This is a genomic window from Vibrio sp. Y29_XK_CS5 (genome assembly GCF_024181835.1).
Taxonomy (GTDB): Bacteria; Pseudomonadota; Gammaproteobacteria; order Enterobacterales; family Vibrionaceae; genus Vibrio; species Vibrio harveyi.
Genome location: NZ_JAMZAM010000002.1, coordinates 749606 through 772753, shown reverse-complemented (window position 1 = coordinate 772753; position 23148 = coordinate 749606). Strand labels below are relative to the sequence as shown.

The window sequence follows — 23148 nt, the reverse complement described above, 5'->3', positions numbered from 1 at the left end:
GAGCACTATACCCCTAGACTAAGGTGATTACATTATCAATATTATTAGTACAAAACTATTATATAGGGGCTAGTTATGAATATGGGGACGCGTAGGAATGAATTAGAATCTAACATCCTTCTTATTGGTGAAAACTGTATTCAAAACCAGTTTATTCGCCGAGAGTTGGAAAAGAACCCCCAAAACAAACTTACCCGTAAAAGCATCCATTGCTTAGACGAAGAAATTAACTTGTCCAGCTACAACGTTGTTCTGATTTCTAACTATTTATTGGAAGAAAGACCACTGTCTGACTACATCTCACTCAAAACAAAAAACACCGACTTAGTGGTTTATGACGTACCGAAAACGGGCTCTGATCTTCGGCTTTTTTCTTGTCTCAATCTCAAAGGCGTACTTTATGAAGATTCGCCAATAGAGCATTTAACTCGCTGTATCGATGCCGTCTTAAGTGGCGAATTATGGTTACCTCGAAAACTGATGGCAAAAATGCTGATTCATTTCAGACCTTATGCCATCAGCTCTCAAGAAATCAGCAACACATTAACGAAAAGAGAAAAACAAATCCTCGATCGTATTGTTCAGGGACAATCAAATTTAGAAATTGCTGACGCCCTGTTTGTTGCGGAGAGCACGGTAAAAACCCATGTTTACAAGCTTTACAAAAAACTCAACGTTAGCTGTCGTAAGGAAGCCATTCAAAAATTCAGCCGCCCTCTTAGGCAAGAAACTCAAGAACATTAGCCATCGCTGACTCTAGCTTTGTTTCTCAACGCTCCTTTTGGTTAGGTGTACAAGTGTCTGAATTTGTGCACAATAGACCTGCATTGTTTGTTAATAAATAGTAAATTAGCAACACTTCTCTATCGGCATTCTCTTGATGCGGCACTTTTTCTGCATCGGTGCTGAGGGATTCGAACAGTACGTTCAAGGACCCCGCTTGGGGCGTTTAAGGAAAGAACATAACAAAGAGTAGTCACATGAGCGCATTTCAAAAACTCGTCGAACATTCAAAAAAAGTCTCTAACTTTGGTCACTTAGCCTCCATCGTAGGGTGGGACCAAGCTGCCGTTATGCCATCAGGCGGTGCGGAAGCCCGTTCTAATGCAATGGCAGAACTTAATGTCCACATTCACTCTCTTATGACTCAACCTCATTTAGGTGATCTATTTGCACAAGCAGAAGAAGAGTCATTATCAACGCAAGATCAAGCCGTACTGCGTGAAATGAAACGCGATTGGCAGCAAGCAAATCTACTGCCTGAATCTTTAGTACAAGCCCAATCTCTCGCAGGTTCTAAGTGTGAACATGCGTGGCGTAGCCAACGTGGGAATGATGACTGGACTGGTTTCGAAAAAAACTGGGCAGAAGTCGTTAAACTGTCTCAAGAAGAAGCTCAAATTCGTGCAGAAGCTGCTGGCACATCACCTTACGATGCCATGCTGGAGCTGTACGAACCAGGCACAACATCCGCGTCTCTAGACGTGTTGTTTACGGACGTAAAAACATGGTTACCATCAATGATTGATGAAGCCATCGAGAAGCAAAAAGCCAACAACATCCTGCTTCCGAACGGTCATTACCCGGCTGAAAAACAAAAAGCATTGGGGCTGGAAGTCATGAAACTGCTTCAATTTGACTTCGAACATGGTCGTCTTGATGAAAGTGTTCACCCATTCTGTGGTGGCGTTCCTACTGACGTTCGTATTACCACTCGCTACGACGAAAAAGAGTTCGTGCAATCATTGATGGGCATCGTACATGAAACAGGTCACGCGCGTTACGAGCAAGGTCTGCCAAAATCATTAGCAGGCACTACGGCTGGTGAAGCTCGTTCAATGGGCATCCACGAATCTCAATCTCTGTTCTTCGAGATGCAAGTGGGTCGCAGCCAAGCCTTTGTTGAGCACCTTGCTCGTCTGGCTTCTAACCATTTCGAAGGTCCTGAGTTTGCTCAAGACAACTTGTCGAAAATCTACACTCACGTGGAGAAAGGTTTCATCCGTGTCGATGCTGATGAACTGACTTATCCTGCTCACGTTATCTTGCGTTACGAAATTGAACGCGATCTCATGAATGGAGTTATTAAGCACACTGACGTTCCAGAACTGTGGAATGAGAAGATGAAGGCTTACTTAGGTCTGTCAACAGAAGGTAACTTCAAGAATGGCTGTATGCAAGACATTCACTGGACGGACGGTGCCTTTGGTTACTTCCCTTCCTACACGCTCGGTGCAATGTATGCAGCTCAATTCATGGCTGCAATGAAGCAAACGGTTGATGTAGATGGAGCGATTCGCTCTGGAGATCTATCCCCAATCTTCACTTGGCTATCTGATAACATCTGGAGTAAAGGTAGCTTGTTGTCTACTGACGACTTGGTAAGCCAAGCTACAGGCGATGTATTAAACGCGAAACACTTTAAAGCACACTTAGAAAGCCGTTATCTTGGTAAGTAAGATTTGCTTTTGAAAAACCAAAAAGGCTGGTGAAATACCAGCCTTTTTATTAGTTTTAAATTTATCCCCAAATAACCTCGAGATGCTTGGTTCAACGAGAATGACTTGGGTATAAAACACAGTTAAATCGATCATTGAGCCTGTTGACGCTTCACTGTGCTTTTCAAGTTTTGCATGAAATTTCTAAAGTGCGGCATAAAGTCAATAAACAACGGATGTTTACGATCTTTCATCATCACGGGTCCCAGCAGGCGAAGCGCTACACCAACACGAGTCGCATCAGTTGGCTCTAATCCACTGCCCTGATTAAGCTTCTCAACAATGTTTAGCATGTCTTCACGATCTTGAACTTCAAAACTCAAGCTTCTTGCTTCACACCCTTCTTCAACATTTACTTCTTCAACATTTACTTCTTCAATGGTGATGCGGTAGCAGTTGTCTTTTCTCATCTCATTTCTCCAATCAAAATTCATCAGCTTGTTAAAAAGCGTTCAATCTTTGGTTTGATGGTCACGGATGTTATGGTCATCAACACCATTGCTAAGGATTCTGTTATTCAATTCTAGCTCTTGAAGTTGCTTTCAATTAAGTTGATAATGTCAACTATAGTCATTTAGTTGACAATGTCAACCACTTTCACTTGGAGTGTTATATGTCGAATCCAAAATCGCTGGATAATCTATTCCAACTCGTACACGCTTTGAAGCGTCAACTGCACGAGCAAATAGAGCAACTAGAACTCCCTATCGCACCTATGCATGTGCGCGTTATAAAAATCATCAGCAAGCAGTCACCTTGCACTGCAATGGATGTAGTGAACTTCTTAAATAGAGATAAAGCGCAGGTTACACGCTTAATTAAGACATTGATTGAAGAAGGCTTTATTGAGAAAACACCAAACCCAGACGATAAGCGCAGCCAATGTTTATTAACCACCGAGAAAGGCAATGATGTGTTAGCGAAGATCAAAACGGTCGACGCCAAGATCTTTCAAAAGATGACGCTAGATGTGTCGGACGACGACCTTGCCGCATTTCAGATTACTGCAGGTAAGTTAGCTGATAATTTAGCGAAAAAAGACAGCAAGTAAACTCACGTAGCCTCCAAACTTTTATGAGTATTAGCGGTTATTTTCCATGATCGTGATTGAATAAGAGAGCAACGCGTGCTGCTCTCTCCAATTAAGCTCTTATCCGGCTACGAATTTCTAATGTTTCTTGGTAAACATCTTCAAGGTGATACGGCTCAATTGCTTCATTAGAAATAAGCCACTCACCCAAGATCGAATCATCTTCCGTTTTTACTGCAATACAAGTGCCATCAACAAACATAATGTTGAGCCCATAGTCGTAGATAACAACTTCTGAAGAAGGGACAAACGCTTTATCAGCCAAATTTTCTTTTACTGCTTTACGGCTGCGTAATCGAATGACGTCGATACACTCGATCACTTTAGATTCTTCACAAAACCTCACGCCTTCAAGCTGTGTCAGCTTTACCTCTTGTGGATTCAGCTCATCGACAAACCTTGCTACTGGCAAATGAAAGTCATGACCTTGGGGGCTTGTGTACCATTCGTTTGTCAGCTCAACAAAACCAGTAGGTATCTGAAAAAACAATGGAGATAAGCTTGTCACCGGATCTGATTCAAGGCACGTATTATCAAAACTTGTCATTAACTTGCATTCTAATCCTACAATGCGCTTTAGTGCGTGTATCGAAGCATCATCCATTTGATAGTCGAGTATTTCCATTACTTACCTCCTTACTTCATTGCTGACAGTTTTAATAACATAAACATCATCAAGAAGATGAACAAGCGACTTCTTCGATAACTTGATAGCTCAATTGCCCCTCTATCGTTTTACTTTCCATCAATGCGATGGAGTAAATTGGTATTGTTAGCGGTGAAATAAGGACCTCATCCAAAGGGGCTTGTTTTTCGACATGTCGAGCTAATGTAATGTGAGGGACGTACGTGCGTGACTCTGTCACAAACCCATGGTGCTCTAGAGTTTCTATTAATGCATTTTGTCGTTCTGCTATGGCGGGATTGTTCTTGATGCCTAGCCAAGCTAACTGTCTACCACTTTGATGAAACGTGCCGAGATGATCGACGACAATCTGATCGCAAGAAGGCGTGACTGTGTGGAGAATCTTTGTGAGTTGCAGAGTTTCCTCGTTGGTCGATTCACCAATAAACGCCAAAGTAATATGGAAGTTGTCTTTTCGGGTATAACGCCCTTCTATTCCCTTTTGCTTCAGCTTATCTTGAATCAGTTTGAGCTTTGACTTACTTGCATCGTCAAACGTCATTGCAAAAAACAATCTCATCATAAACGTCCTTAAAGCCAGAATATCCATATTGTGGCAAACAAGCCTATGGAAATGAATCAACAGATAAAAGAAAGCCCAGAACAAACTTCTGGGCTTGGTGTTCACATTGCGGGTGCAAGTTGAGGTTTATACAAACAGCATTCACCATCAGGGCGTGTCTTAAAACGACGGTGCAACCACATATATTGACTCGGACATGCCATGATCGATTGTTCTACGATCTTGTTTACAAACACTGCCGCTTGGTCTGGGGCATTTTTCGGAAAACCTTCAACAGGAGCACGAAGGGTCAATGTATAGTGACCATCGCTACCACGAACCATGGTAAATGGTACTATTGCGCAGTCTGTTGAATCGACGAGCAAGCTTGTTCCTGTCGTAGTGCATGCACGCTTTACTGCAAACAAAGGTGCAAACGTCGAGCGACGCGTACCATAGTCATGATCCGGTGCGTACCAAACGCGATGACCAGTATTGAGTGCTTCGAGCATGCCCTTAACATTTTTACGATCGATCAATGTACGATTCGAACGAGAGCGTCCCTTGTATTGAAAGTAGTCAAAACAGGGGTTGTTGTTTGGTCGGTAAACACCAGAACCAGATTTTTTGATGCCAAACGCACGAGCACCTAATTCTAGGTTCATTGAGTGAACCGCTAGCATTAATACGCCCTTCCCTTGTTTCTCAAGCGCTTCGATGTGCTCCATACCTTCAATTGTCACGTGTTTGTTCACGCGTTTATCCGACCAGAACCATGCCATCGCGGTTTCGAATAAGGCAATACCTGCGTTGTCGATGTTATCTTTTAAAATCGCATTACGCTCTTGTTCACTCATCGCTGGAAAACATAGTTCTAAATTACGTTTGATCGTGACTTGTCGCTTTTTCATTAATCGCATAGCAAGACGACCAATTCCGCTTCCTAGCGCGAGTTGAACACGAAATGGGAGGAGACTAAAAAGGTACATGATGCCGATAATGATCAATGTGCCCCAGTAGCGAGGAGCCAGAAATTCTGCCTTGAATTTTGGTGCAGTATGCTTATTCATGAATGTGTCATCAGACGAGTTCGCCTATAAAGTTCTAAAAACAATGATAGAGATTAAAATCATTGGCTGTGCTTATTACAAAAACTAAAGCGCGCGGATTCTAGGGCTCTTTAACACAACACACAATAAGAACTTTCCGATATTGCGGTCAGACCTATCAACTTGAACATAAAGGTCGTGATTTTCGTCGAATGGACACAAAAAAGCCGCCTTTCGTGGTTACAAAAGGCGACGAGTTAAGACTAGAGTTTTAAAACTTCGCTATCTAATACATTCTCTTTTACTAATTCAGACAGAATAGCGTTTGTTTTCTCTCTAAACAGATCTCTAAGTAGCCTTACCGTTGGCGTTATAGACTGTCGGCTTGGGCAAATTAACCATAGCTCCGTCGGCGTCGGTTTATATTCACTCATGACATTCATTACCTTGCCATCCAGTAAGTCCTGCGACATGTCTAGACAAGATTTAATGGCTAATCCTTTGCCTGAAACACACCAACGTCGAACTAAGTCTCCGTCATTCGAAGCTCGGTTTCCTTTAAGTTTCACTTTGTATTCAGCACTGCCATCAGAGAACCCCCAGACATCTTGCAACGTATCGTGCAACTGATAAAGCAACCCATTGTGCTCAGCTAAATCTTGCGGATGCTTCGGTGTTCCTGCGAGATTGAGATACTCGGGTGTAGCGCACAATAATCGAGGTACGTTACAGATTTTAAAACCATACATACTGGAATCGGTGGGTGCACCATAACGTAACGCCATATCAACCGAATCGCGGTAAAAATCTATGTTGCTGTCACTGATGTTGCTTCGCAATGTGACTTTTGGGTAGCTATCCATGAATTCATCCAACCATGGCGTAACCAAATTGCGCCCTAAATCGGAAGAGAGAGCAATGCGCACCTCTCCATCAATGATATCGAGATCCTCACGCATGTTCTGCTTTGCATGTTCTAACATCTCTAGCGCTTTTTCACATTGAGGAAGGTAACGTTCGCCGGCGCTGGACAAACGTAAATGGCGTGTAGTACGAACGAATAGCTCCGCACCTAAAGAAGCTTCAACCCTTTTCACTGCTGCACTGGCCGTTGCTGTTCTCATATCGAGGGCTGTAGCAGCCCCAGTGATGCTCCGAAACTCAGCGACTTTGAGCACGACTTGCAGATCTTCAAGCAACATATTATCTAATCCTATTTGATAATTTTCTGTCGATTATAATGCTTTAGAAAAGATAAGCATGTTTGAAAACTCACTTTTACTTAAGTCAGTTAACCTACTTGATCTACATTGCCCCTTCTGCCAAATAGAATTCTAATATACCCAAGTAACCTCGATATGCTAGGTTCAGCGAGAATGACTTGGTTTGTAGACGCGGCGGCGATTTAAAGATCTAGTCATTCTAAATCAAGAATCGGCAACAAAGTATACAAGCCAAGGCAGGTCGCCCTTTGGGAGCGTGTCATTGACCCGATTGCTGCGTCAAACAACTTGGAAAGAGCTGGCTATTACACTGCGTTGTTTTCCTTACTCTAGAATCAATGACAACGCTCTGAATCCTGCATCTTGAAGTTACTTGGGTATAGTCGTTTGTTTTTAAACACAAGCAGGTGTATAAACAGCGTGTAACCTTTCTATTGGAATAACCATGAACCTCGATACCTTGTTGGCTTTCGGCGGAATTGTTTTCTTTCTAGCGATAATTCCAGGTCCCAATGCCTTGTTGATACTGTTTACTGCACTGACGCAGAGCCGCCGCTTTGCCATTGCTAACATCCTTGGTGTGGCACTTGGCTTTATGATTCATGCGTTTGTATCCGCAAAAGGGTTGAGCTTGCTGCTTTCTCAATCGGCATTGGCGTTCAACATTCTTAAATGGATGGGCGTTGCGTATTTGGTTTGGTTGGGGATCAACAACCTAAAAAGCGGTCTTAAACTGGCTGACCAGAAGTTAAAGCTCGATCGTAAAGTTGAAGAACAAACTCTTAAACAAGCCTTTGTGAAAGGATTACTCACTAACCTTCTTAACCCGAAGATCGTGCTATTTTATCTGTCGATTTTCCCACAGTTTGTACAACCAGAACATATTCTTGAGCAAAGTATGATTCTAGGAGCACTGCAAGCAGGTATTGTGGCAAGTTGGTATTTATTCGTAATTTTCTTCGCAACGAAATTGAAAGTACTGCTTACTTCTTCGAAAACCAGCAAGTGGTTGAACTACGTTAGCGGTGCATTATTTATCTCTTTCGGCGTAGGGTTAGCAAATACTCGGTTTTAGACACAACGAGTTTTTCTGAACGAACAAAAACACGCTCTTTGGCGTGTTTTTTATTTTATACCGTTTTAACTTACACCTAAGCCCCTCGAAGTGCTTATTTAAAGAGCACGACTTGGTTCAACAGCGTGCGTTCGGTGTCTTTTTATGTTAGCCAAATACCGCAGCCAACAATAAGATCACAACAAACAGTGCTGCGACTAAACCTAATAAATACGATAGCTTTCCAGTGCCACCTTTTGGTGCTTGATTACAACATCCCATCATTTTCTCCATCTTCTACAACTTGTTGGTCGTATCCAATCTAGACCTTCCCCCAAGGTGAGAGTCAAACATTGGCAAAAATCCGCTAAATTTCCATATTTTCGGTAATAAATAATTCGCTATAAACACATTTATTAATATGCATTTTTTAACTCAATTTTGTGTTTTTTGACCAGAGCAAACGATTAAATTGATTACGATTAAGCCACTGAGATTTCGGTTCATTTTTGGGTAAATACATACCATTTTTGGCTATATACCCACAGATTCTTGCAGCCCTACAATACGCCGGTCTTACTTGTAGCACGCGGGTTCGCATCCAGAATTCGTGGCTCAATCATTAAAGGTATCGAATGAGCAATATCGCCAAATCCGCCGTCAAACTCAGTGTCTTTTCTGTCATCATGATTACGGTTACGTCCGTCGACAGTATAAGGAACATTCCGGGTGCCGCCTTATTTGGTAGTCACGCCATCTCTTTCTTTCTATTGGCTGGTCTTTGCTTCTTCGTTCCAACCGCATTAGTTTGTGCAGAATTGAGTACCACTTATCCGCAACAAGGCGGTGTGTATTTATGGGGTAAAGAGACGTTAGGTCCAAACTTTGGTTTTGCGACCGTGTGGTATCAGTATGCCGAGAACATTGTGTACTACCCACCGCTCATTTCATTCATCGTCGCGACTGGTGCGTATCCTTTCTTCCCTGAACTGGCACAAAACAACATCTTTATGTTGATCATGATTAACGTGATTTTCTGGGCTCTGACCTTGGTCAACATCTTTGGTTTGCGTTTGTCTTCGCTCATCACCAATGTGTTTGGCACTTTGGGGCTTATCTTCCCTATCCTACTGATCATCGGCTTGGGCGGTTACTGGGCTTATACCAACCCTAGTGAATCGCATATCTCCCTTCGTCATGCGTCTGACTGGCTACCGGATTTCTCGCAAGATGGTATTGGTGCAGGCTTTACAGCAGTTGTGCTTTCTCTAACAGGACTTGAGATAACCACGTCTTACGCGAGTGAAGTCGACAATCCGCAAAAGACTTACCCTAAGGCGCTGATTGCTTCAACTGTGTTGATTTTAGTCTCTTTGACTGCATGTTCACTTTCCATCTCTTCCGTAGTATCGAGCGATCATTCCAGCTTGAGCGAGGGCGTAATTCTGGCATTCAAAGCGTTCTTTGATGATTTGAACATGTCATTCATGCTGCCAGTTATCGCACTTGCCATTGTGTTTGGCAGCTTAGCGAGCCTAAACAACTGGATCATTGCACCAACCAAGAGCCTACACGTCGCCGCAAAAGACCACTTCATGCCACTGACGCTATCAAAAGAAAATAAGAACCAAGCGCCGGTTCCACTTCTTTTGCTACAAGGTGCGATTGTGAGTGTGCTTTCTTTGGTGTTTATCTTGGTACCAAACGTGAACCAAGGCATGTGGCTATTGAATATTCTAATGACTCAGCTCTACATGGTGATGTACATCTGTATCTTCGTAAGCTTCTTGGTATCACGCCGTAAACATGCAGATATTGAACGTCCATTCCGCGTGCCTGGCGGCAAGTTCGGTATGATGTTAGTCGCAACACTTGGCTTGGTCAGTTGCTTAGTAACTATCTTCGTTTCATTCGATGTACCAGCAGGCATTAGTGCTCAAACTGGTGCTTACGCTTTGATTCTTGGCTTTATCGCCTTCAGCTTGCCAGCAATTGCAGCGGTGATGTACCGCAACCGTAAGCGTCGCCAACAAGGTCAATTGATTGAAGCGATGGCGAATTAATCTGATCAATGTTTCTTTAGATAGCAAAAAAGTGTTTCTTCAGATAACAAAAAGCCGCGAATCATTCGCGGCTTTTTTATTGATAAACTTTTGGATTAGTGACCGACCGTCTTAGACAGCAAGTTCACAATCATTACGCCAGTAAGAATAAAACCAATACCGACGATAGCTGCAAGATCGAGCTTTTGTCCGTATAGGAAGTAGCCAACCGCAGCAACAAGAACAATGCCTGCCCCACTCCAAATTGCGTACACAAGACCAACAGGCATACTTTTCACAGTGACAGACAATAGGAAGAAAGCGATGCCATAACCGATAATAACCACGGTACTTGGCATCAACTTGGTAAATTGTTCAGTTTTAGGGATAGAAGAAGTTGCAATCACCTCACACACGATAGCAATAGACAACGCAACCAATGGAGGCATAGAAACAAGCATTTTGAACATAAGGCAATCAACGCTCAATTAACCTGAACTCGATGACATATCGAATCTCTGAGCGGCGCATTATAATCAAAATCCGTCAGCGCGCTATAAAAAGTGATGCAACTCACATTTACGCAGGTGTAATAATCACACTCAAAAGTCAGAATCTTCCAAATTGATGACGCAACCAGGTGCATCTTTCCGTGCTGTGATCAAAGCGTCTGGGTCTGCATAAACGACATTATTCAGTCCAAGCTTTTGCATATCATCAATATGGTATATCCACGCCGCATCGTCGATATCACACCCTGCTTTGTGTAATTTCTCGCGTTTATTCATATGACCAAACATGGTGATCTTAGGGTTAACATCAACCAAGGCAAAAAACGCGTCCTCATGTTGACGCCATAAGCTGAGCGACTGTTGCCATTGCTCAAGCTCTTTCTGATCAAAGCCATCGACATCCCATTCATCTTGCATGGCACCGCCAAACCAAAGTACATCAGAGCCTTTCATCACTAAGGTGCTCGGTGCTGCGGTTAATACATAATTCGCACAGGCAGACGCACATGTACCATTGACGATCAAATGGACTTGGTTGGTATAAACCCAGCGTCCAAGTTCCATAGCAGGACGATATTCACCAGAGTCACTGTCAATCATCATGGCAACCACACCATTTGGTTGAACATTTGCTAACTCAATTGCCTCTGCTACTTTCTCTGCTGTAATCTCACCGTTAAAGTAAAGAGTTCGTCCTTCCATATAAATCTCATTAGACAAACTGCATCCCGCTAATCCCGCGAGTGTGAGTGCGCTAAGCCACCTTTGCATATCCCTCTCCATGATCTTTGTTCCAAAACTGAAAGCCAACTTCAGATTAGTATTGGACAAGATGAATATAAGCGAGAGAGAAACTGGCACATTTTTGACCAACGTCAAAATATGCACACAGACACGCATGAAAAACTAAAAATACGCTAGCTAAAAAAGGAGATTACGGACTTTTGACAGTACCTTCTAACGAACTTGAGTGAGCGTAACACTCGGAACTTTGTGCCCGCTCATCGAAATACCGCTATTAGCTCTGCTCTGAATGGTGTGGAAAGCCTGCAAGGAAATGAATTTGAAATGATCGCACTAATAACCGCCATCAACACTATCGACGACATTGGCTTCATTACCAACATTGGCTTGACCGCCACTTAAGTGATGTTGTTGAGCAAGCTCAAAGTAAATATGCATATCGATAGGTTCTGGTGTATTCAACAACATTTTACCGACTTCGCGTTGGAAGTGCCCATAATTACCGAGCTCTTGCGTTAAGCCCAACTGCTCGTAACTCGCGAGACTAGTAAACATCCCATACGCATATTGATAGCGCGTCATATCTCGATGTTTCTCATGACCTAGCTCTAATAGCGCCTTATCAACTTCATCTGGTGAGTAGCTGTTCTTATCGCCAAACTCTCTAAGTAAAACATTAGGAACTTGATGTGCGATGCTCTGAATGGTCTCTTTTCTCTTAAAAATACCGAACATGATATCCTCCGCTGACGATGATTATCCAAACTGTGTACATAAGCACGAGTTGGTGAACCCTTTCGTGTTTTTAGTATTAGGGTTCAAAAATTATACTAACTCGATCTCATAATTGCCTTCAAACTCTACGCTCTGTGTTTCACAAAAATGTATTCAGAAATCTTGCAGCAATCACAGTTGGTAGTTTGTGTTTTCTTATCGACATGACCTGACAGCACTGAGCTAAATTTCATCGGCAGTCATGGAACATAGCGTGTCTTATTATTCGCCATTAGATGTATCAAGGTGAGTTATCGATTTCTTGTCGTCGCTCAGATGTATACCCAAGTAATCTCTAAATGCTAGGTTCCGAGAGAATGACTTGGTTTGTAGACGCGGCGGCGATTTAAAGGTCTAGTGGGTCTAAGTCAAGAATCGGCAACGAGTCACTTGGGTTTACAACGCAAGCTTCTGCTGAGATTGAGCCATATGAAAAGAAATCCCGTTCAAAGTCACATTTCATGTCGACATCCGCAAGCAATTACGTTAGCTTTAGAAGTATAGACGTCTAAAAAGTTAAGCTTAGGGAGAGAAAGCCGTGCCAATTAGAATTCCAGATCAATTACCCGCTAGTGATGTATTAAGGACAGAAAACATCTTTGTGATGAGCGAGAGTCGAGCGGCGAGTCAGGAAATCCGTCCATTGCGAGTGCTTATTCTCAATTTGATGCCAAAAAAGATTGAGACCGAAACGCAGTTTCTTCGCCTACTTTCCAATAGCCCTTTGCAAGTTAATGTTGAGCTACTTCGAATCGACAATCGTCCAAGCAAGAATACACCGACTGAACACCTTGATACCTTCTACCGTCAGTTTGAGATGGTAAAAGGTAAAAACTTCGATGGTCTTATCATCACGGGAGCGCCGCTAGGCTTGGTTCAGTTTGAGGACGTCATCTATTGGGACCACTTGAAAACCATTATGGAGTGGGCAAAAGACCACGTCACTTCGACTCTTTACGTGTGTTGGGCAGCGCAAGCTGGTTTGAAGCTTCTCTACAACTTGCCAAAGAAAACACGTAAAGAAAAACTGTCTGGTGTATATCACCATAACATTCACCACCAGTACCATCCTCTTTTACGAGGCTTCGATGATACATTTTTAGCGCCGCACTCTCGCTATGCAGATTTTTCACCGGAGTTTTTAGAAGAGCACACTGATCTTGATATTCTCGCGACATCTGATGTTGCTGGCGTTTATCTGGCAACAACCAAAGACAAACGTAATGTCTTTGTGACCGGTCATCCTGAATACGATTCCCATACTCTTCATAACGAGTACATTCGCGATCTGGGTGAAGGCATGGAACCTGCAATTCCAATCAATTACTACCCAAATAACAATCCAGATAATCCGCCATGCGCGAGTTGGCGTAGTCATGGTCACTTACTATTCTCTAACTGGCTTAACTACTGCGTTTACCAACAAACGCCTTATGATCTGGACCACTTCAGTGAAGATGCATTTACGAAAGACGATTAAGTCGCTGAATTAGAATGTGAACTAAGCCGCCAACTGGCGGCTTTTTTGTACCAGTTTGCTAACCTGATCGCATAGTAATTTTTCCTCATTAGGCTTTTGCGCTGTAATTCATATCATGCTCTGTGGAACAGGGACGCAGGAAAAATAAATGAAAATCGTAAAGCTTGGTGCAGCAGTTCTCGTCATACAGATGGGATTGATGGGATGTGTGACCGTAAATGAAGACGGTAAAAGCCCTGTCGTCAAAGCGGATCCTGTTGCTATGGCTGAATCGCGTATCGCTTTAGGTCTAGGTTACCTTGAAAGCGGAAGTATGATTCGTGCTCACGATAACCTTCAACAAGCCTTAACCCATGCACCTAGCTATTACCGTGCACAACTCTCTATGGCGCATTATTACGAAACTGTGGGAGAAGATGTCAAAGCGGAACAAATGTACAAACGCTCATTACGCCAAAACGCGAAGAACGGAAACGTACTCAATAACTACGGCACATTCCTTTGTAAACAAGGGGAGTACAAACAAGCCGACAAAATGTTTAATCGTGCAATTGAGCAGCCTTATTACTACCTTATCCCTGCAAGTTATGAGAACGCCGGTTTTTGTGCGCTTAAGTCAGACGATGTAGAAAAGGCGAAATACTATTTCACTCGCGCAATCGATCATGACCCTCACCGTCCTAAGTCTATTCTTCAACTGGCTAAACTTGAAATCGATAGTGGCAACTACACCGATGCGCGAATTCGCTTAATGCGCTTTAACCAAATGTACGGTGTTAAAAAGCCTTCCCTTCGCCTCATGGTAGAACTCGAACGTGCAGCAGGAAACGAAGCGTTAGAAAAGAAATATCAGTACCAATTGGACAGAATGTCTTGATGGGTAGTGAACTCTATACTTCGCCCTGAGTCATTCATCCACCCGCCTCTCAGAATAACGATCTCCCATTCATTCAGCAGCTTCTGTATCACACAGAAGCTCGTTGATTTTCCAACATAAACGAGTGTGATCGTCCCCACATTGCGATGATTCCCATTTGCGGTATGCAACCAGTTATTTATACATTCAAGCCTCAGTAAAAGGAATTTATATACAAGGTCAATGTTTATATCCAAGCGACCTCAAGATCCTTGGCTCAACGCGAATGACTTATGTATACAATTAACACAGATGTAAGGGAAACCATGTTTAAGTATAAAAACACAGCAGTATTGGCAGCTCTCCCTATTTTACTGTTACAGGGTTGTGGCGGTGGTGGAGACGGCACGACAACTGCCAGCAGCGCGGCTTGGACAGCAGACGATTTTTCTCAATCAGCAAGTAGCTATGCCAATCAATGTAATAACGTAAGGACGGGGATTGATCCATACACAGGCAAAGCGTACCCGGACCAAGCTGGCTCAAGCATGTACGAAAAAATGTTCTTACGCGCTTTCAGCCACGAGACCTATCTATGGTATGACGAAATTCCAGATAATAATCCAAGCAACTATGCGTCTGTTTCCGATTACTTTAAGTCGCTAGTAACGCCAGCAAGAACCGCAACGGGTCAAAAGAAAGACCGTTTTCACTACATTCGTTCTTATGATGCTTTCATGAAATCTCAACAATCTGGTTTAGTGTCTGGGTTTGGCTTTAATTGGAAGTTTATTCAAGGGACAGAGCCACGAGATATTCGAATTGCCTACACCGAAGACAACTCTCCTGCCGCTCTTAAAGGTGTCGAACGCGGCGACAAACTGATTAAGATTGATCACGTCGACGTGGTTAACTCACCACTTCAAACCGACGTTGATTACATCAACAACACCCTATTCTCTCCAAATAACAATCAAGACTACACCTTTACGTTTCTTGATAAGAACGGTGATGTGAAAGTTGTCAACATCAAAGCGCAAGATGTAGCAACGTCTCCGGTTAAAAACGTTAAAGTATTCAACTACGGAGATAAGACGGTTGGCTATATGCAGTTCAACGCATTCGAAGCAACAGCTCAACAACCATTAATAAATGCGTTTAATCGCCTGTCTTCGTCGAATGTCGACGAAGTCGTGATGGATTTACGTTACAACGGCGGCGGTTTGATTTGGCAGTCGGCACAAGTCGGTTACATGCTATCGGGGGCGAATCAGAATCAAGTCTTTGGGCAATTGGTTTACAACGACAAAATCACAAAGTCAGGTCAAGGCGGTAAAGTTTACAATTTCGTTGATAAAGAAATTAACTGGGCGACAGGCAGATTAACAAGCAAGTCTTTGCCGACATTAAGCGCCAAACGTGTTTATGTCCTAACCACCGACAACACAGCGTCTTCCAGCGAGCTTCTGATCAACGCACTTCGTGGTATCGATGTCGACGTAATTCAAATCGGAACAACGACCACTGGTAAACCTTACGGGTTTTCGCCTGAAGCAAACTGTGGCAGCGTTTACTACACTATTCAGTTTAAATCGATCAACGCAAAAGGCTTTGGTGATTTTGCAGATGGCTTCATCCCTACGGCAAAAAATCTTGTATCGTCTAATATTGGTATAGATGACAAAGTGGAAGGCTGTGTTGTGGCAGATGACATGAATGCACCGTTAGGCGATATCTCTGAAGGTATGCTTTCTGCCGCTCTCAACTATATGGCGACAGGTAACTGCCCTGCTGCGCCTTCAGTGGCTCCTGCTCCTAGAGCAATGCCAATGCTAGGTGGTACTCCACTTAATCAAGGGATTGATCCACTTCGACAAGAGGCTATTCATGTCAACATTAACTAAAACAGTGACCTTGCTTACCGGAGCGGGTATGAGTGTGATGCTATTGGGTTGCTCATCATCAAGTAACAACGATGATATGGTGAATGCATTGAGCATCAAGACTTCTGGTGACACAGTAACAGAGATTCAGCGCGCAATAACTACGATTCAAGGCAATCAAGTTCCACCCAAGATCGCGTCAAATACGTTTGAAACCAACTCTCATCTTTTGATCGTATCTGGACAATTAATGGATGAGCAAGGTGTGTCATTGAACGGAGCTGAAACCGAGTTGCCTGATCAATATACGTTGCAACTACGAGGTGAAGATTGCGGAGTGTATTACGAGAAGAGCGATAAGTTTATTCCTCTGACCAACATACAGTGTCGACCAAATCCGATTCAGGACTAAGTAAAAAGCACGCTGTTACCTCATGTACGTACCAGCGTGCTTTTTTCGTTCTAAGCCTTCAAATACGTTGAAGCACTTCCCACTGTTTCGCTTATAAGAAATGGAAAGTCACGTTACCCGTGATACTACTTACGGTGTCACTGTCACCATTGATATCAACACCAAAAGCTTGATAGCTCGCCCCAACAGAGATGTTATCTAACAAGAAGTACTCTGCGCCGACACCATACATGTAAGACACACCATCGTCTTTATCTAGGTTGCTTAAGTTGCCATTGTATTCAACGTTAAAGGCGTTGATGCCACCTTTCGCGTAAACGTGCAGAGGACCAAAGTCGATACTTGGTTTTGCCGCAAGATAGAAGGATGAGAGATCCACATCACCACGGCTACCCGCTAAATTTAAATCTACCTTGCCATGGTTGAAGTAACCCACTTCGAGACCAATGAGCGGCAAGATGCCAGTACCCACATGTACGCCATAAGTAGTATCGTTTTCGCTGTCGATATCAGACTGACCGATTTGACCACCAGCATAAATCCAAGAGTCAGCAAACGCGGAAGATGAGCATAGCGCCAAAGCCAATAACGAGAGTTTTGTTTTCATAGTTATACCTTTCCTGTTCGATTCCAGAACGGAACATCACGTGATGCATAGTTAGGTAATTACTATATGCGAAAGATTGATGGTTTTAAGGTCAAGAAACGAATAATTTTTGTTCAATGTCTATTTGTGTGATTTACAGACAAAAAAACACCGGCATATTGCCGGTGTTTATCAAACCTTCGAAAGACTCGTCGATTATAGGAAGTGCAGTGTCGCGTTTAGAGAGAACGTACCGATGTCGTCTTTGCCCGCTGTGTAGTTCATGTAGCTTGCGCCAACAGACATAGGACCGAAAATGAAGTATTCCGCACCTACACCGTACATTAGATCTAGATCATCGTCATCTTTGCCGCCAGATACTTTCTTATCCCACTGGTGAATACCGCCTTTCGCATAAACGTGCAGAGGACCGAAGTCGATGCTTGGTTTAAGCGCTGCATAGTATGAAGTCAGCTTAGTTTCTTGACCTGCAATCTTGAATTCACCGTGCTGAGTAATACCCGCTTCGATACCGATAATTGGCAGGATACCTGTACCTACGTGCACAGAGTAAGACGTGTCTGTTTCACCTTTGAAGTCAGACTGACCTACAGAAGCACCACCATAAATCCATGAATCTGCCATTGCTGCAGAAGAAGCACTTAGTAGTGCTACTGCCAATAGAGTTTTCTTCATCATCAACCTTTACTCTTTATTATTACCCACTTCTGCGTCACGCAGAGGTTGGTACTGCAAACATAAGGGAGGCGAACCATTGCCTCCCTCATGACTTAAAAACACTTGTGGGAAAATATCTGCAATTACTGTACCAATCGCGTCTGTCACTGGACAACCCATTGATTAGTCAGTAAACCCCACAAGAAAAACTGCCGCTATTGTACTGATCGATCAGCAAGCATCAATCGCATTTTTGACTCGTTTATCAGAAACCGGATACGGCGTGCCCAATTGTTGAGCAAAGAAGCTCACTCGAAGCTCTTCGATCATCCAACGGATCTCTTTCACGTTCTCTGGAATCACCATGCCTTTCGGAATTTTGTTGAGCAGCTCTTTGTAGTCGCTCGTCACGGATTCCACTTTCAGCATGTGCAAACGGTCTTTGTTTGGATCGATCGGCAGCTTCTCCATACGACGCTCAATCGCACGCATGTAGCGAAGAATATCTGGCAGGCGTTTCCAGCCACATTCTGTCGCGAAGCCCTTGAAGATCAACCCTTCGACTTGTGCTTTGATGTCCGATAACGCGAACGCCATGGTGAAATCGATCTTGCCTTTCAACTTCTTATTGATGTTGAAAGCGGTCGTCAGGATAGTTTCCACTTGCTGTGCAATGTCCACCACTGTATCACCCAGCTCAGCACGAACGTGTTCTTTCAGTGCGTCAAACTTCTCTGGCTCCCAAACCAAACCGCCCTGCTCTTCGATAAGCTTATCGACACCACACGCGATACAGTCATCAATCAGATCCAGCACTTTACCGTAAGGGTTAAAGTACAGACCCAACTTCGACTTGTTCGGTAAGTTAGAGTGCAGGTATTTAATTGGCGACGGCACATTCAGCAAGATAAGACGACGCTGACCCGCTTGCATTGCCGTGACCTGCTCGTATTCGGTCTCGTACAGTTTGATTTCAACACTGTCTTTGGCATCCACAATCGCTGGGTACGCTTTAACGTCGTAACCACCGCGTTTTTGTTGGTATACCCTAGGGAGTTCGCCAAAGCTCCACGTATGCAGACCTTCTTGCTCGATGTCGTCATCCGCAACTTTTGAAAGGGTTTCTTGAACTTTGTCTTTCAAGCTCTCTTTCAATTCGTGAAGGTCTTTATTTTCCTTCAGCTTGCGATTTCTATGGTCAACCGCGCGGAAAGTCACCTTCAAGTGCTCCGGAATTTGATCCATATTCCAATCTTCGCGCAGAACTTCCACACCCGTCATTCGGCGCAGCTCTTTCTCTAATGAGTCAAGCAGTGGCGCTTCCATTGGTGTTGCGCGCGCTAAGAAAGCATCGGCGTAGTTTGGCGCAGGAACAAAGTTCTTACGCACTGTCTTCGGCAGCGATTTAATCAAGCTCACTACAAGCTCATGGCGCAGACCTGGGATCTGCCAGTCAAAACCTGCAGGCTCGACTTGGTTCAAGATCGGTAGCGGCAAGTGTACCGTCACACCGTCACTATCATCGCCCGGCTCAAACTGGTAGCTCAGCTTAAGTTTCAGGTTGTTTTGATGCCAGAAGTTCGGGTAATCCAAATCGGTAACGTGGCTTGCATCGCCCTTGAACAGCATCTCTTTCTCGAAGTTCAGCAGTTCTTTGTTGTCTTTCGATGCTTTCTTCCACCATGTATCGAAGTGTTTGCCAGAGACCACTTCAGTGCCAACGCGTTGGTCGTAGAAATCAAACAGTTCATCGTCATCCACCAAGATGTCACGGCGACGAGATTTGTGTTCAAGCTCTTCCACTTCTTGAAGAAGCTTACGGTTTTGCTTGAAGAACGCGTGCTTGGTTTCCCACTCACCTTCCACCAGCGCACTACGAATGAACAGCTCACGACTGACGGTTGGATCGATACTGCCGTAGTTCACCAAACGCTTCGGTACAATTGGCACACCGTAAAGCATCACTTTCTCGTGTGCCATGACTGCTGCACGTTTCTTCGACCAATGCGGCTCGCTGTAGCTGCGCTTAATCAAGTGCTTCGCTAATGGTTCAATCCACTCAGGCTGAATCTTAGCGATGATGCGACCCCAAAGTTTTGAGGTTTCCACCAACTCAGCAGACATGATCCACTTAGGCTGTTTCTTGAATAGACCTGATGCAGGGAAGATATGGAACCGAGCGTTACGCGCGCCTTGGTATTCATTCTTCTCTTGATCTTTCATACCGATGTGTGACAACAAACCGACCAAGATTGAGCTGTGTACGCCATGGTAAGACGCAGGCTCATCGTTCAGTTTGAATTCCATTTCACGCATCGACTGGTGAATTTGGAAGTACACATCTTGCCATTCACGCACGCGCAAGTAGTTCAAGTAATCTTGTTTACATTGCTTGCGGAACTGGTTACCCGTCAGCGCTTTTTGCTGCTTCTGGATGTAGTTCCATAGGTTCACAAACGTCAGAAAATCTGAGTCTTCATGGAAGAAACGTTTGTGTTTGTCATCTGATGATTGCTGCTTGTCACTTGGACGCTCACGCGGGTCTTGAATCGACAATGCCGCCGCGATGATCATCACTTCTTTCAATGCACCTTGCTTTGGTGATTCCAATACCATACGTGCTAGACGTGGGTCGATAGGAAGGCGTGCAAGCTGACGACCAATGCTGGTTAGGCGTTTTTTCGGGTCCTTCGCTTCTGCGTTAATTGCACCCAGCTCTTCCAACAAGCGAACACCGTCTTGAATGTTACGTTTGTCAGGTGCTTCCACAAACGGGAAAGCTTGAATATCGCCCAAACCAAGTGCCGTCATCTGCAAGATAACCGACGCTAGGTTGGTACGCAGGATCTCAGGATCGGTAAACTCCGGACGTGACTCAAAATCTTCCTCTGAGTACAGGCGGATACAGATACCCTCTTCCACACGACCACAACGACCTTTACGCTGGTTCGCACTTGCCTGAGAAACTGGCTCGATTGGAAGACGCTGAACCTTAGTACGGTAACTGTATCGGCTGATACGCGCCGTACCCGGATCGATAACGTATTTGATTCCCGGAACCGTCAACGAGGTTTCCGCTACGTTGGTTGCCAGTACAATTCGACGACCAGCATGAGGTTGGAAAATCTTGTTCTGCTCACCCGCCGACAAACGCGCGTAAAGCGGCACAATTTCCGTGCTCTTCAGATTACGTTTAGACAGTGCATCAGCGGTATCACGGATTTCACGCTCACCGTTCATGAAGATCAGGATGTCACCTAAACCTTCATCGCACAGTTCGTCTACCGCTTCGAAGATACCTTCAAGTTGGTCACGATCATTATCGTCATCACCACTTAGTGGGCGGTAACGCGTTTCTACTGGGTAAGTACGACCTGACACCTCAATGATTGGTGCGTTGTTGAAGTGTTTTGAAAAACGCTCAGGGTCGATGGTTGCCGACGTAATAATCACTTTCAAATCAGGACGACGTGGCAGCAACTCTTTCAAATAGCCCAAGATGAAATCGATGTTCAGGCTGCGCTCGTGCGCTTCATCGATGATGATGGTGTCGTATTGGTTCAAGAAACGGTCATGCTGAATTTCAGCCAGTAAGATACCGTCCGTCATCAATTTGATTTGGGTGTTTTCTGAGATCTGATCGTTGAATCGAACCTTATAGCCAACAAACTCACCAAGCTTGGTTTCCATCTCTTCGGCAATACGGTTTGCAACCGAACGCGCCGCAAGACGACGAGGCTGAGTATGACCAATCAGACCGAATTTACCGCGACCAAGCTCAGCACAGATTTTTGGTAGCTGAGTGGTTTTACCTGAACCGGTCTCACCCGCAACGATAACCACTTGGTTTTCTTCGATCGCTTTCGCAATGTCGTCGCGTTTTTGGCTGACTGGAAGGATTTCAGGGTATTCAATCGTTGGTTTGTAGCTACTGCGTTGCTCCACAACCATCATGGATTTGGCGATGTCTAATGCGATTTCATCAAACACAGCGTTACGTGCTGCGTCTTTTTTGATTTTGCTTGCACCAGAGATTCGTTTACTCAAGCGGAAGCGGTCACGCATCATGCACTGGTTAAGTGCCTTGCGTAGTGACGCCGCGTTATTTACTTGAGCCTGAGGCGCAGCATTCTGAGAAGCTTGTGCTTGAGATGCATTAGCCTGCTTCGCTTTGGCATTTTGCGCACCATTTGACGGTGCCGCTTGCTCTTCAGCGGGATTCTTTTTTGGGGGCTGTGACGAAGTCAAAGCGTTTCCTATTCTTTTCATTACATAAAACTGCGCGGATTGTAGCACATAAGGGCTAGAACAAGATAACGGAAAGCAGCCTCAAGCAGTCATTCAATTTTTTCGAACAACTTAAGCGAATCCATCGGGTTTTGAGTCGCTAAGCATTACATATAATACATCACATAGCCGAAAGCACTTATTAAAGGAAATCCATATGTCTCGTATACTAGCTCTTAAATCAAGCATCCTTGGCGATTACTCTCAATCAAACAAACTGGTTGAAGACTTCATCAAAAATGTAGACCAAGATAAGCTAACGGTTCGTGACTTAGCTGCAAATCCACTGCCGGTTTTAGACTTTTCCGTTGCGACAGCACTACGTGCAACAGAAGATCTTTCACAAGAGCAACAAGCGGTGGTTGACCTATCTGATACCTTAATTGAAGAAATCAAAGCAGCAGATACTTTGGTTATCGCCGCACCAATGTACAACTTCACGATTCCAACTCAGCTGAAAAACTGGATTGATTTGATTGCTCGTGCTGGCGTGACATTCAAATACACAGAAAACGGCGTTCAAGGTCTGATTGAAGGTAAGAAAGCAATCGTAGTCACCACTCGTGGCGGTCTTCATAAAGACTCACCAACCGACAGCATGACACCATACCTACGCACAGTATTGGGCTTTGTTGGTATCACGGATGTGGAGTTTGTTTACGCAGAAGCGCTAAACATGGGCGAAGACGCAGCAGCAAAAGGCATTTCAGACGCACAAAGCCAATTGGCAACCTTGGCGTAAGATTAAATAGAATTGAGTACAAACAAAAAGGGATTGGTTCGCGCCAATCCC

General features: G+C 44.1%; 23 protein-coding genes. 10 read left to right on the top strand and 13 right to left on the bottom strand.

Annotation, left to right across the window (positions count from 1 at the left end):
• The first annotated feature begins 75 nt into the window (after positions 1-75).
• On the top strand, positions 76-744 hold the full coding sequence (locus NL647_RS13660; protein WP_005451883.1) for a response regulator transcription factor: 669 nt from the start codon (positions 76-78) through the stop codon (positions 742-744).
• A 236-nt stretch (positions 745-980) separates the two neighbouring features.
• The gene (locus NL647_RS13655) at positions 981-2459 is read left to right on the top strand and encodes a carboxypeptidase M32 (protein ID WP_005451882.1); all 1479 of its coding nucleotides are present in this window, start codon (positions 981-983) and stop codon (positions 2457-2459) included.
• 131 nt (positions 2460-2590) lie between these two features.
• Here the strand turns inward: NL647_RS13655 and NL647_RS13650 are convergent, their stop codons facing one another.
• Positions 2591-2908, bottom strand: coding sequence for a DUF3861 domain-containing protein (locus NL647_RS13650; RefSeq protein ID WP_253650274.1), 318 nt, complete (start codon positions 2906-2908; stop codon positions 2591-2593).
• Between the two features lie 203 nt (positions 2909-3111).
• Between NL647_RS13650 and NL647_RS13645 the strand changes: the two genes are divergently transcribed.
• A complete protein-coding gene (locus tag NL647_RS13645; protein WP_017188109.1) occupies positions 3112-3549 on the top strand; it encodes a MarR family winged helix-turn-helix transcriptional regulator in 438 nt (145 codons plus the stop codon).
• A gap of 91 nt (positions 3550-3640) precedes the next feature.
• Here the strand turns inward: NL647_RS13645 and NL647_RS13640 are convergent, their stop codons facing one another.
• From NL647_RS13640 to NL647_RS13625, 4 genes are all read right to left on the bottom strand, one after another.
• Positions 3641-4213: a hypothetical protein gene (locus NL647_RS13640; protein WP_049536141.1), complete on the bottom strand. Its 573-nt coding sequence runs from the start codon at positions 4211-4213 to the stop codon at positions 3641-3643.
• Between the two features lie 49 nt (positions 4214-4262).
• Positions 4263-4793: an RNA 2',3'-cyclic phosphodiesterase gene (gene thpR, locus NL647_RS13635; protein ID WP_050936429.1), complete on the bottom strand. Its 531-nt coding sequence runs from the start codon at positions 4791-4793 to the stop codon at positions 4263-4265.
• A gap of 104 nt (positions 4794-4897) precedes the next feature.
• On the bottom strand, positions 4898-5845 hold the full coding sequence (locus tag NL647_RS13630; protein ID WP_009696982.1) for an LpxL/LpxP family Kdo(2)-lipid IV(A) lauroyl/palmitoleoyl acyltransferase: 948 nt from the start codon (positions 5843-5845) through the stop codon (positions 4898-4900).
• A 242-nt stretch (positions 5846-6087) separates the two neighbouring features.
• Complete coding sequence (locus NL647_RS13625) at positions 6088-7026, bottom strand: LysR family transcriptional regulator (RefSeq protein WP_009696983.1); 939 nt, start codon at positions 7024-7026, stop codon at positions 6088-6090.
• Positions 7027-7492: 466 nt separating this feature from the next.
• Here NL647_RS13625 and NL647_RS13620 point away from each other — a divergent pair, with 466 nt between their 5' ends.
• Positions 7493-8122: a LysE family translocator gene (locus NL647_RS13620; RefSeq protein ID WP_009698046.1), complete on the top strand. Its 630-nt coding sequence runs from the start codon at positions 7493-7495 to the stop codon at positions 8120-8122.
• A 147-nt stretch (positions 8123-8269) separates the two neighbouring features.
• On the opposite strand, the gene NL647_RS27140 is transcribed toward NL647_RS13620, so the two are convergent.
• The gene (locus NL647_RS27140; RefSeq protein WP_255211851.1) at positions 8270-8395 is read right to left on the bottom strand and encodes a hypothetical protein; all 126 of its coding nucleotides are present in this window, start codon (positions 8393-8395) and stop codon (positions 8270-8272) included.
• Positions 8396-8736: 341 nt separating this feature from the next.
• Between NL647_RS27140 and NL647_RS13615 the strand changes: the two genes are divergently transcribed.
• Positions 8737-10164: an APC family permease gene (locus tag NL647_RS13615; RefSeq protein ID WP_005451870.1), complete on the top strand. Its 1428-nt coding sequence runs from the start codon at positions 8737-8739 to the stop codon at positions 10162-10164.
• A 95-nt stretch (positions 10165-10259) separates the two neighbouring features.
• On the opposite strand, the gene NL647_RS13610 is transcribed toward NL647_RS13615, so the two are convergent.
• From NL647_RS13610 to NL647_RS13600, 3 genes are all read right to left on the bottom strand, one after another.
• A complete protein-coding gene (locus NL647_RS13610) occupies positions 10260-10613 on the bottom strand; it encodes a multidrug efflux SMR transporter (RefSeq protein WP_009701012.1) in 354 nt (117 codons plus the stop codon).
• Positions 10614-10745: 132 nt separating this feature from the next.
• Entirely contained in the window at positions 10746-11426 is a 681-nt protein-coding gene (locus NL647_RS13605; RefSeq protein ID WP_253650273.1) for a hypothetical protein, read from the bottom strand.
• A 306-nt stretch (positions 11427-11732) separates the two neighbouring features.
• Positions 11733-12134 (bottom strand): hypothetical protein, encoded by a 402-nt coding sequence (locus NL647_RS13600; RefSeq protein WP_009698050.1) that lies wholly within the window; start codon positions 12132-12134, stop codon positions 11733-11735.
• 577 nt (positions 12135-12711) lie between these two features.
• Between NL647_RS13600 and metA the strand changes: the two genes are divergently transcribed.
• From metA to NL647_RS13580, 4 genes are all read left to right on the top strand, one after another.
• The gene (metA, locus tag NL647_RS13595) at positions 12712-13653 is read left to right on the top strand and encodes a homoserine O-succinyltransferase (protein WP_005451864.1); all 942 of its coding nucleotides are present in this window, start codon (positions 12712-12714) and stop codon (positions 13651-13653) included.
• Positions 13654-13801: 148 nt separating this feature from the next.
• On the top strand, positions 13802-14530 hold the full coding sequence (gene pilW / locus NL647_RS13590; protein ID WP_009698053.1) for a type IV pilus biogenesis/stability protein PilW: 729 nt from the start codon (positions 13802-13804) through the stop codon (positions 14528-14530).
• 305 nt (positions 14531-14835) lie between these two features.
• Positions 14836-16413, top strand: coding sequence for a S41 family peptidase (locus tag NL647_RS13585; RefSeq protein WP_253650272.1), 1578 nt, complete (start codon positions 14836-14838; stop codon positions 16411-16413).
• On the top strand, positions 16397-16804 hold the full coding sequence (locus NL647_RS13580) for a hypothetical protein (protein WP_239969307.1): 408 nt from the start codon (positions 16397-16399) through the stop codon (positions 16802-16804). The genes NL647_RS13585 and NL647_RS13580 overlap by 17 nt, the downstream gene beginning before the upstream one ends.
• Positions 16805-16895: 91 nt before the next feature.
• Here NL647_RS13580 and NL647_RS13575 read toward each other — a convergent pair whose 3' ends face one another.
• From NL647_RS13575 to hrpA, 4 genes are all read right to left on the bottom strand, one after another.
• The gene (locus tag NL647_RS13575) at positions 16896-17411 is read right to left on the bottom strand and encodes an outer membrane beta-barrel protein (RefSeq protein ID WP_009698056.1); all 516 of its coding nucleotides are present in this window, start codon (positions 17409-17411) and stop codon (positions 16896-16898) included.
• 195 nt (positions 17412-17606) lie between these two features.
• Complete coding sequence (locus NL647_RS13570) at positions 17607-18086, bottom strand: outer membrane beta-barrel protein (RefSeq protein ID WP_005451857.1); 480 nt, start codon at positions 18084-18086, stop codon at positions 17607-17609.
• Positions 18087-18095: 9 nt separating this feature from the next.
• Positions 18096-18236: a hypothetical protein gene (locus NL647_RS13565; protein ID WP_009703578.1), complete on the bottom strand. Its 141-nt coding sequence runs from the start codon at positions 18234-18236 to the stop codon at positions 18096-18098.
• 63 nt (positions 18237-18299) lie between these two features.
• A complete protein-coding gene (gene hrpA, locus NL647_RS13560) occupies positions 18300-22316 on the bottom strand; it encodes an ATP-dependent RNA helicase HrpA (protein WP_301339193.1) in 4017 nt (1338 codons plus the stop codon).
• A 196-nt stretch (positions 22317-22512) separates the two neighbouring features.
• On the opposite strand from hrpA, the gene NL647_RS13555 reads away from it, so the two are divergent.
• Positions 22513-23097, top strand: a complete 585-nt coding sequence (locus tag NL647_RS13555; RefSeq protein ID WP_253650271.1) for an FMN-dependent NADH-azoreductase — start codon at positions 22513-22515, stop codon at positions 23095-23097.
• The last annotated feature ends 51 nt before the right edge of the window (positions 23098-23148 follow it).

What these genes read in the sequence shown, in the direction of transcription:
- NL647_RS13610 (WP_009701012.1), bottom strand. Translation starts at nt 10,613, where the DNA reads ATGTTCAAAATGCTTGTTTCTATGCCTCCATTGGTTGCGTTGTCTATT.
- NL647_RS13570 (WP_005451857.1), bottom strand. Translation starts at nt 18,086, where the DNA reads ATGAAGAAAACTCTATTGGCAGTAGCACTACTAAGTGCTTCTTCTGCA.
- NL647_RS13640 (WP_049536141.1), bottom strand. Translation starts at nt 4,213, where the DNA reads ATGGAAATACTCGACTATCAAATGGATGATGCTTCGATACACGCACTA.
- NL647_RS13585 (WP_253650272.1), top strand. Translation starts at nt 14,836, where the DNA reads ATGTTTAAGTATAAAAACACAGCAGTATTGGCAGCTCTCCCTATTTTA.
- NL647_RS27140 (WP_255211851.1), bottom strand. Translation starts at nt 8,395, where the DNA reads ATGGAGAAAATGATGGGATGTTGTAATCAAGCACCAAAAGGTGGCACT.
- NL647_RS13555 (WP_253650271.1), top strand. Translation starts at nt 22,513, where the DNA reads ATGTCTCGTATACTAGCTCTTAAATCAAGCATCCTTGGCGATTACTCT.
- NL647_RS13620 (WP_009698046.1), top strand. Translation starts at nt 7,493, where the DNA reads ATGAACCTCGATACCTTGTTGGCTTTCGGCGGAATTGTTTTCTTTCTA.
- NL647_RS13650 (WP_253650274.1), bottom strand. Translation starts at nt 2,908, where the DNA reads ATGAGAAAAGACAACTGCTACCGCATCACCATTGAAGAAGTAAATGTT.
- NL647_RS13645 (WP_017188109.1), top strand. Translation starts at nt 3,112, where the DNA reads ATGTCGAATCCAAAATCGCTGGATAATCTATTCCAACTCGTACACGCT.
- NL647_RS13655 (WP_005451882.1), top strand. Translation starts at nt 981, where the DNA reads ATGAGCGCATTTCAAAAACTCGTCGAACATTCAAAAAAAGTCTCTAAC.
- thpR (WP_050936429.1), bottom strand. Translation starts at nt 4,793, where the DNA reads ATGAGATTGTTTTTTGCAATGACGTTTGACGATGCAAGTAAGTCAAAG.
- NL647_RS13600 (WP_009698050.1), bottom strand. Translation starts at nt 12,134, where the DNA reads ATGTTCGGTATTTTTAAGAGAAAAGAGACCATTCAGAGCATCGCACAT.
- NL647_RS13615 (WP_005451870.1), top strand. Translation starts at nt 8,737, where the DNA reads ATGAGCAATATCGCCAAATCCGCCGTCAAACTCAGTGTCTTTTCTGTC.
- NL647_RS13625 (WP_009696983.1), bottom strand. Translation starts at nt 7,026, where the DNA reads ATGTTGCTTGAAGATCTGCAAGTCGTGCTCAAAGTCGCTGAGTTTCGG.
- pilW (WP_009698053.1), top strand. Translation starts at nt 13,802, where the DNA reads ATGAAAATCGTAAAGCTTGGTGCAGCAGTTCTCGTCATACAGATGGGA.
- NL647_RS13605 (WP_253650273.1), bottom strand. Translation starts at nt 11,426, where the DNA reads ATGCAAAGGTGGCTTAGCGCACTCACACTCGCGGGATTAGCGGGATGC.
- NL647_RS13630 (WP_009696982.1), bottom strand. Translation starts at nt 5,845, where the DNA reads ATGAATAAGCATACTGCACCAAAATTCAAGGCAGAATTTCTGGCTCCT.
- NL647_RS13580 (WP_239969307.1), top strand. Translation starts at nt 16,397, where the DNA reads ATGTCAACATTAACTAAAACAGTGACCTTGCTTACCGGAGCGGGTATG.
- NL647_RS13660 (WP_005451883.1), top strand. Translation starts at nt 76, where the DNA reads ATGAATATGGGGACGCGTAGGAATGAATTAGAATCTAACATCCTTCTT.
- NL647_RS13575 (WP_009698056.1), bottom strand. Translation starts at nt 17,411, where the DNA reads ATGAAAACAAAACTCTCGTTATTGGCTTTGGCGCTATGCTCATCTTCC.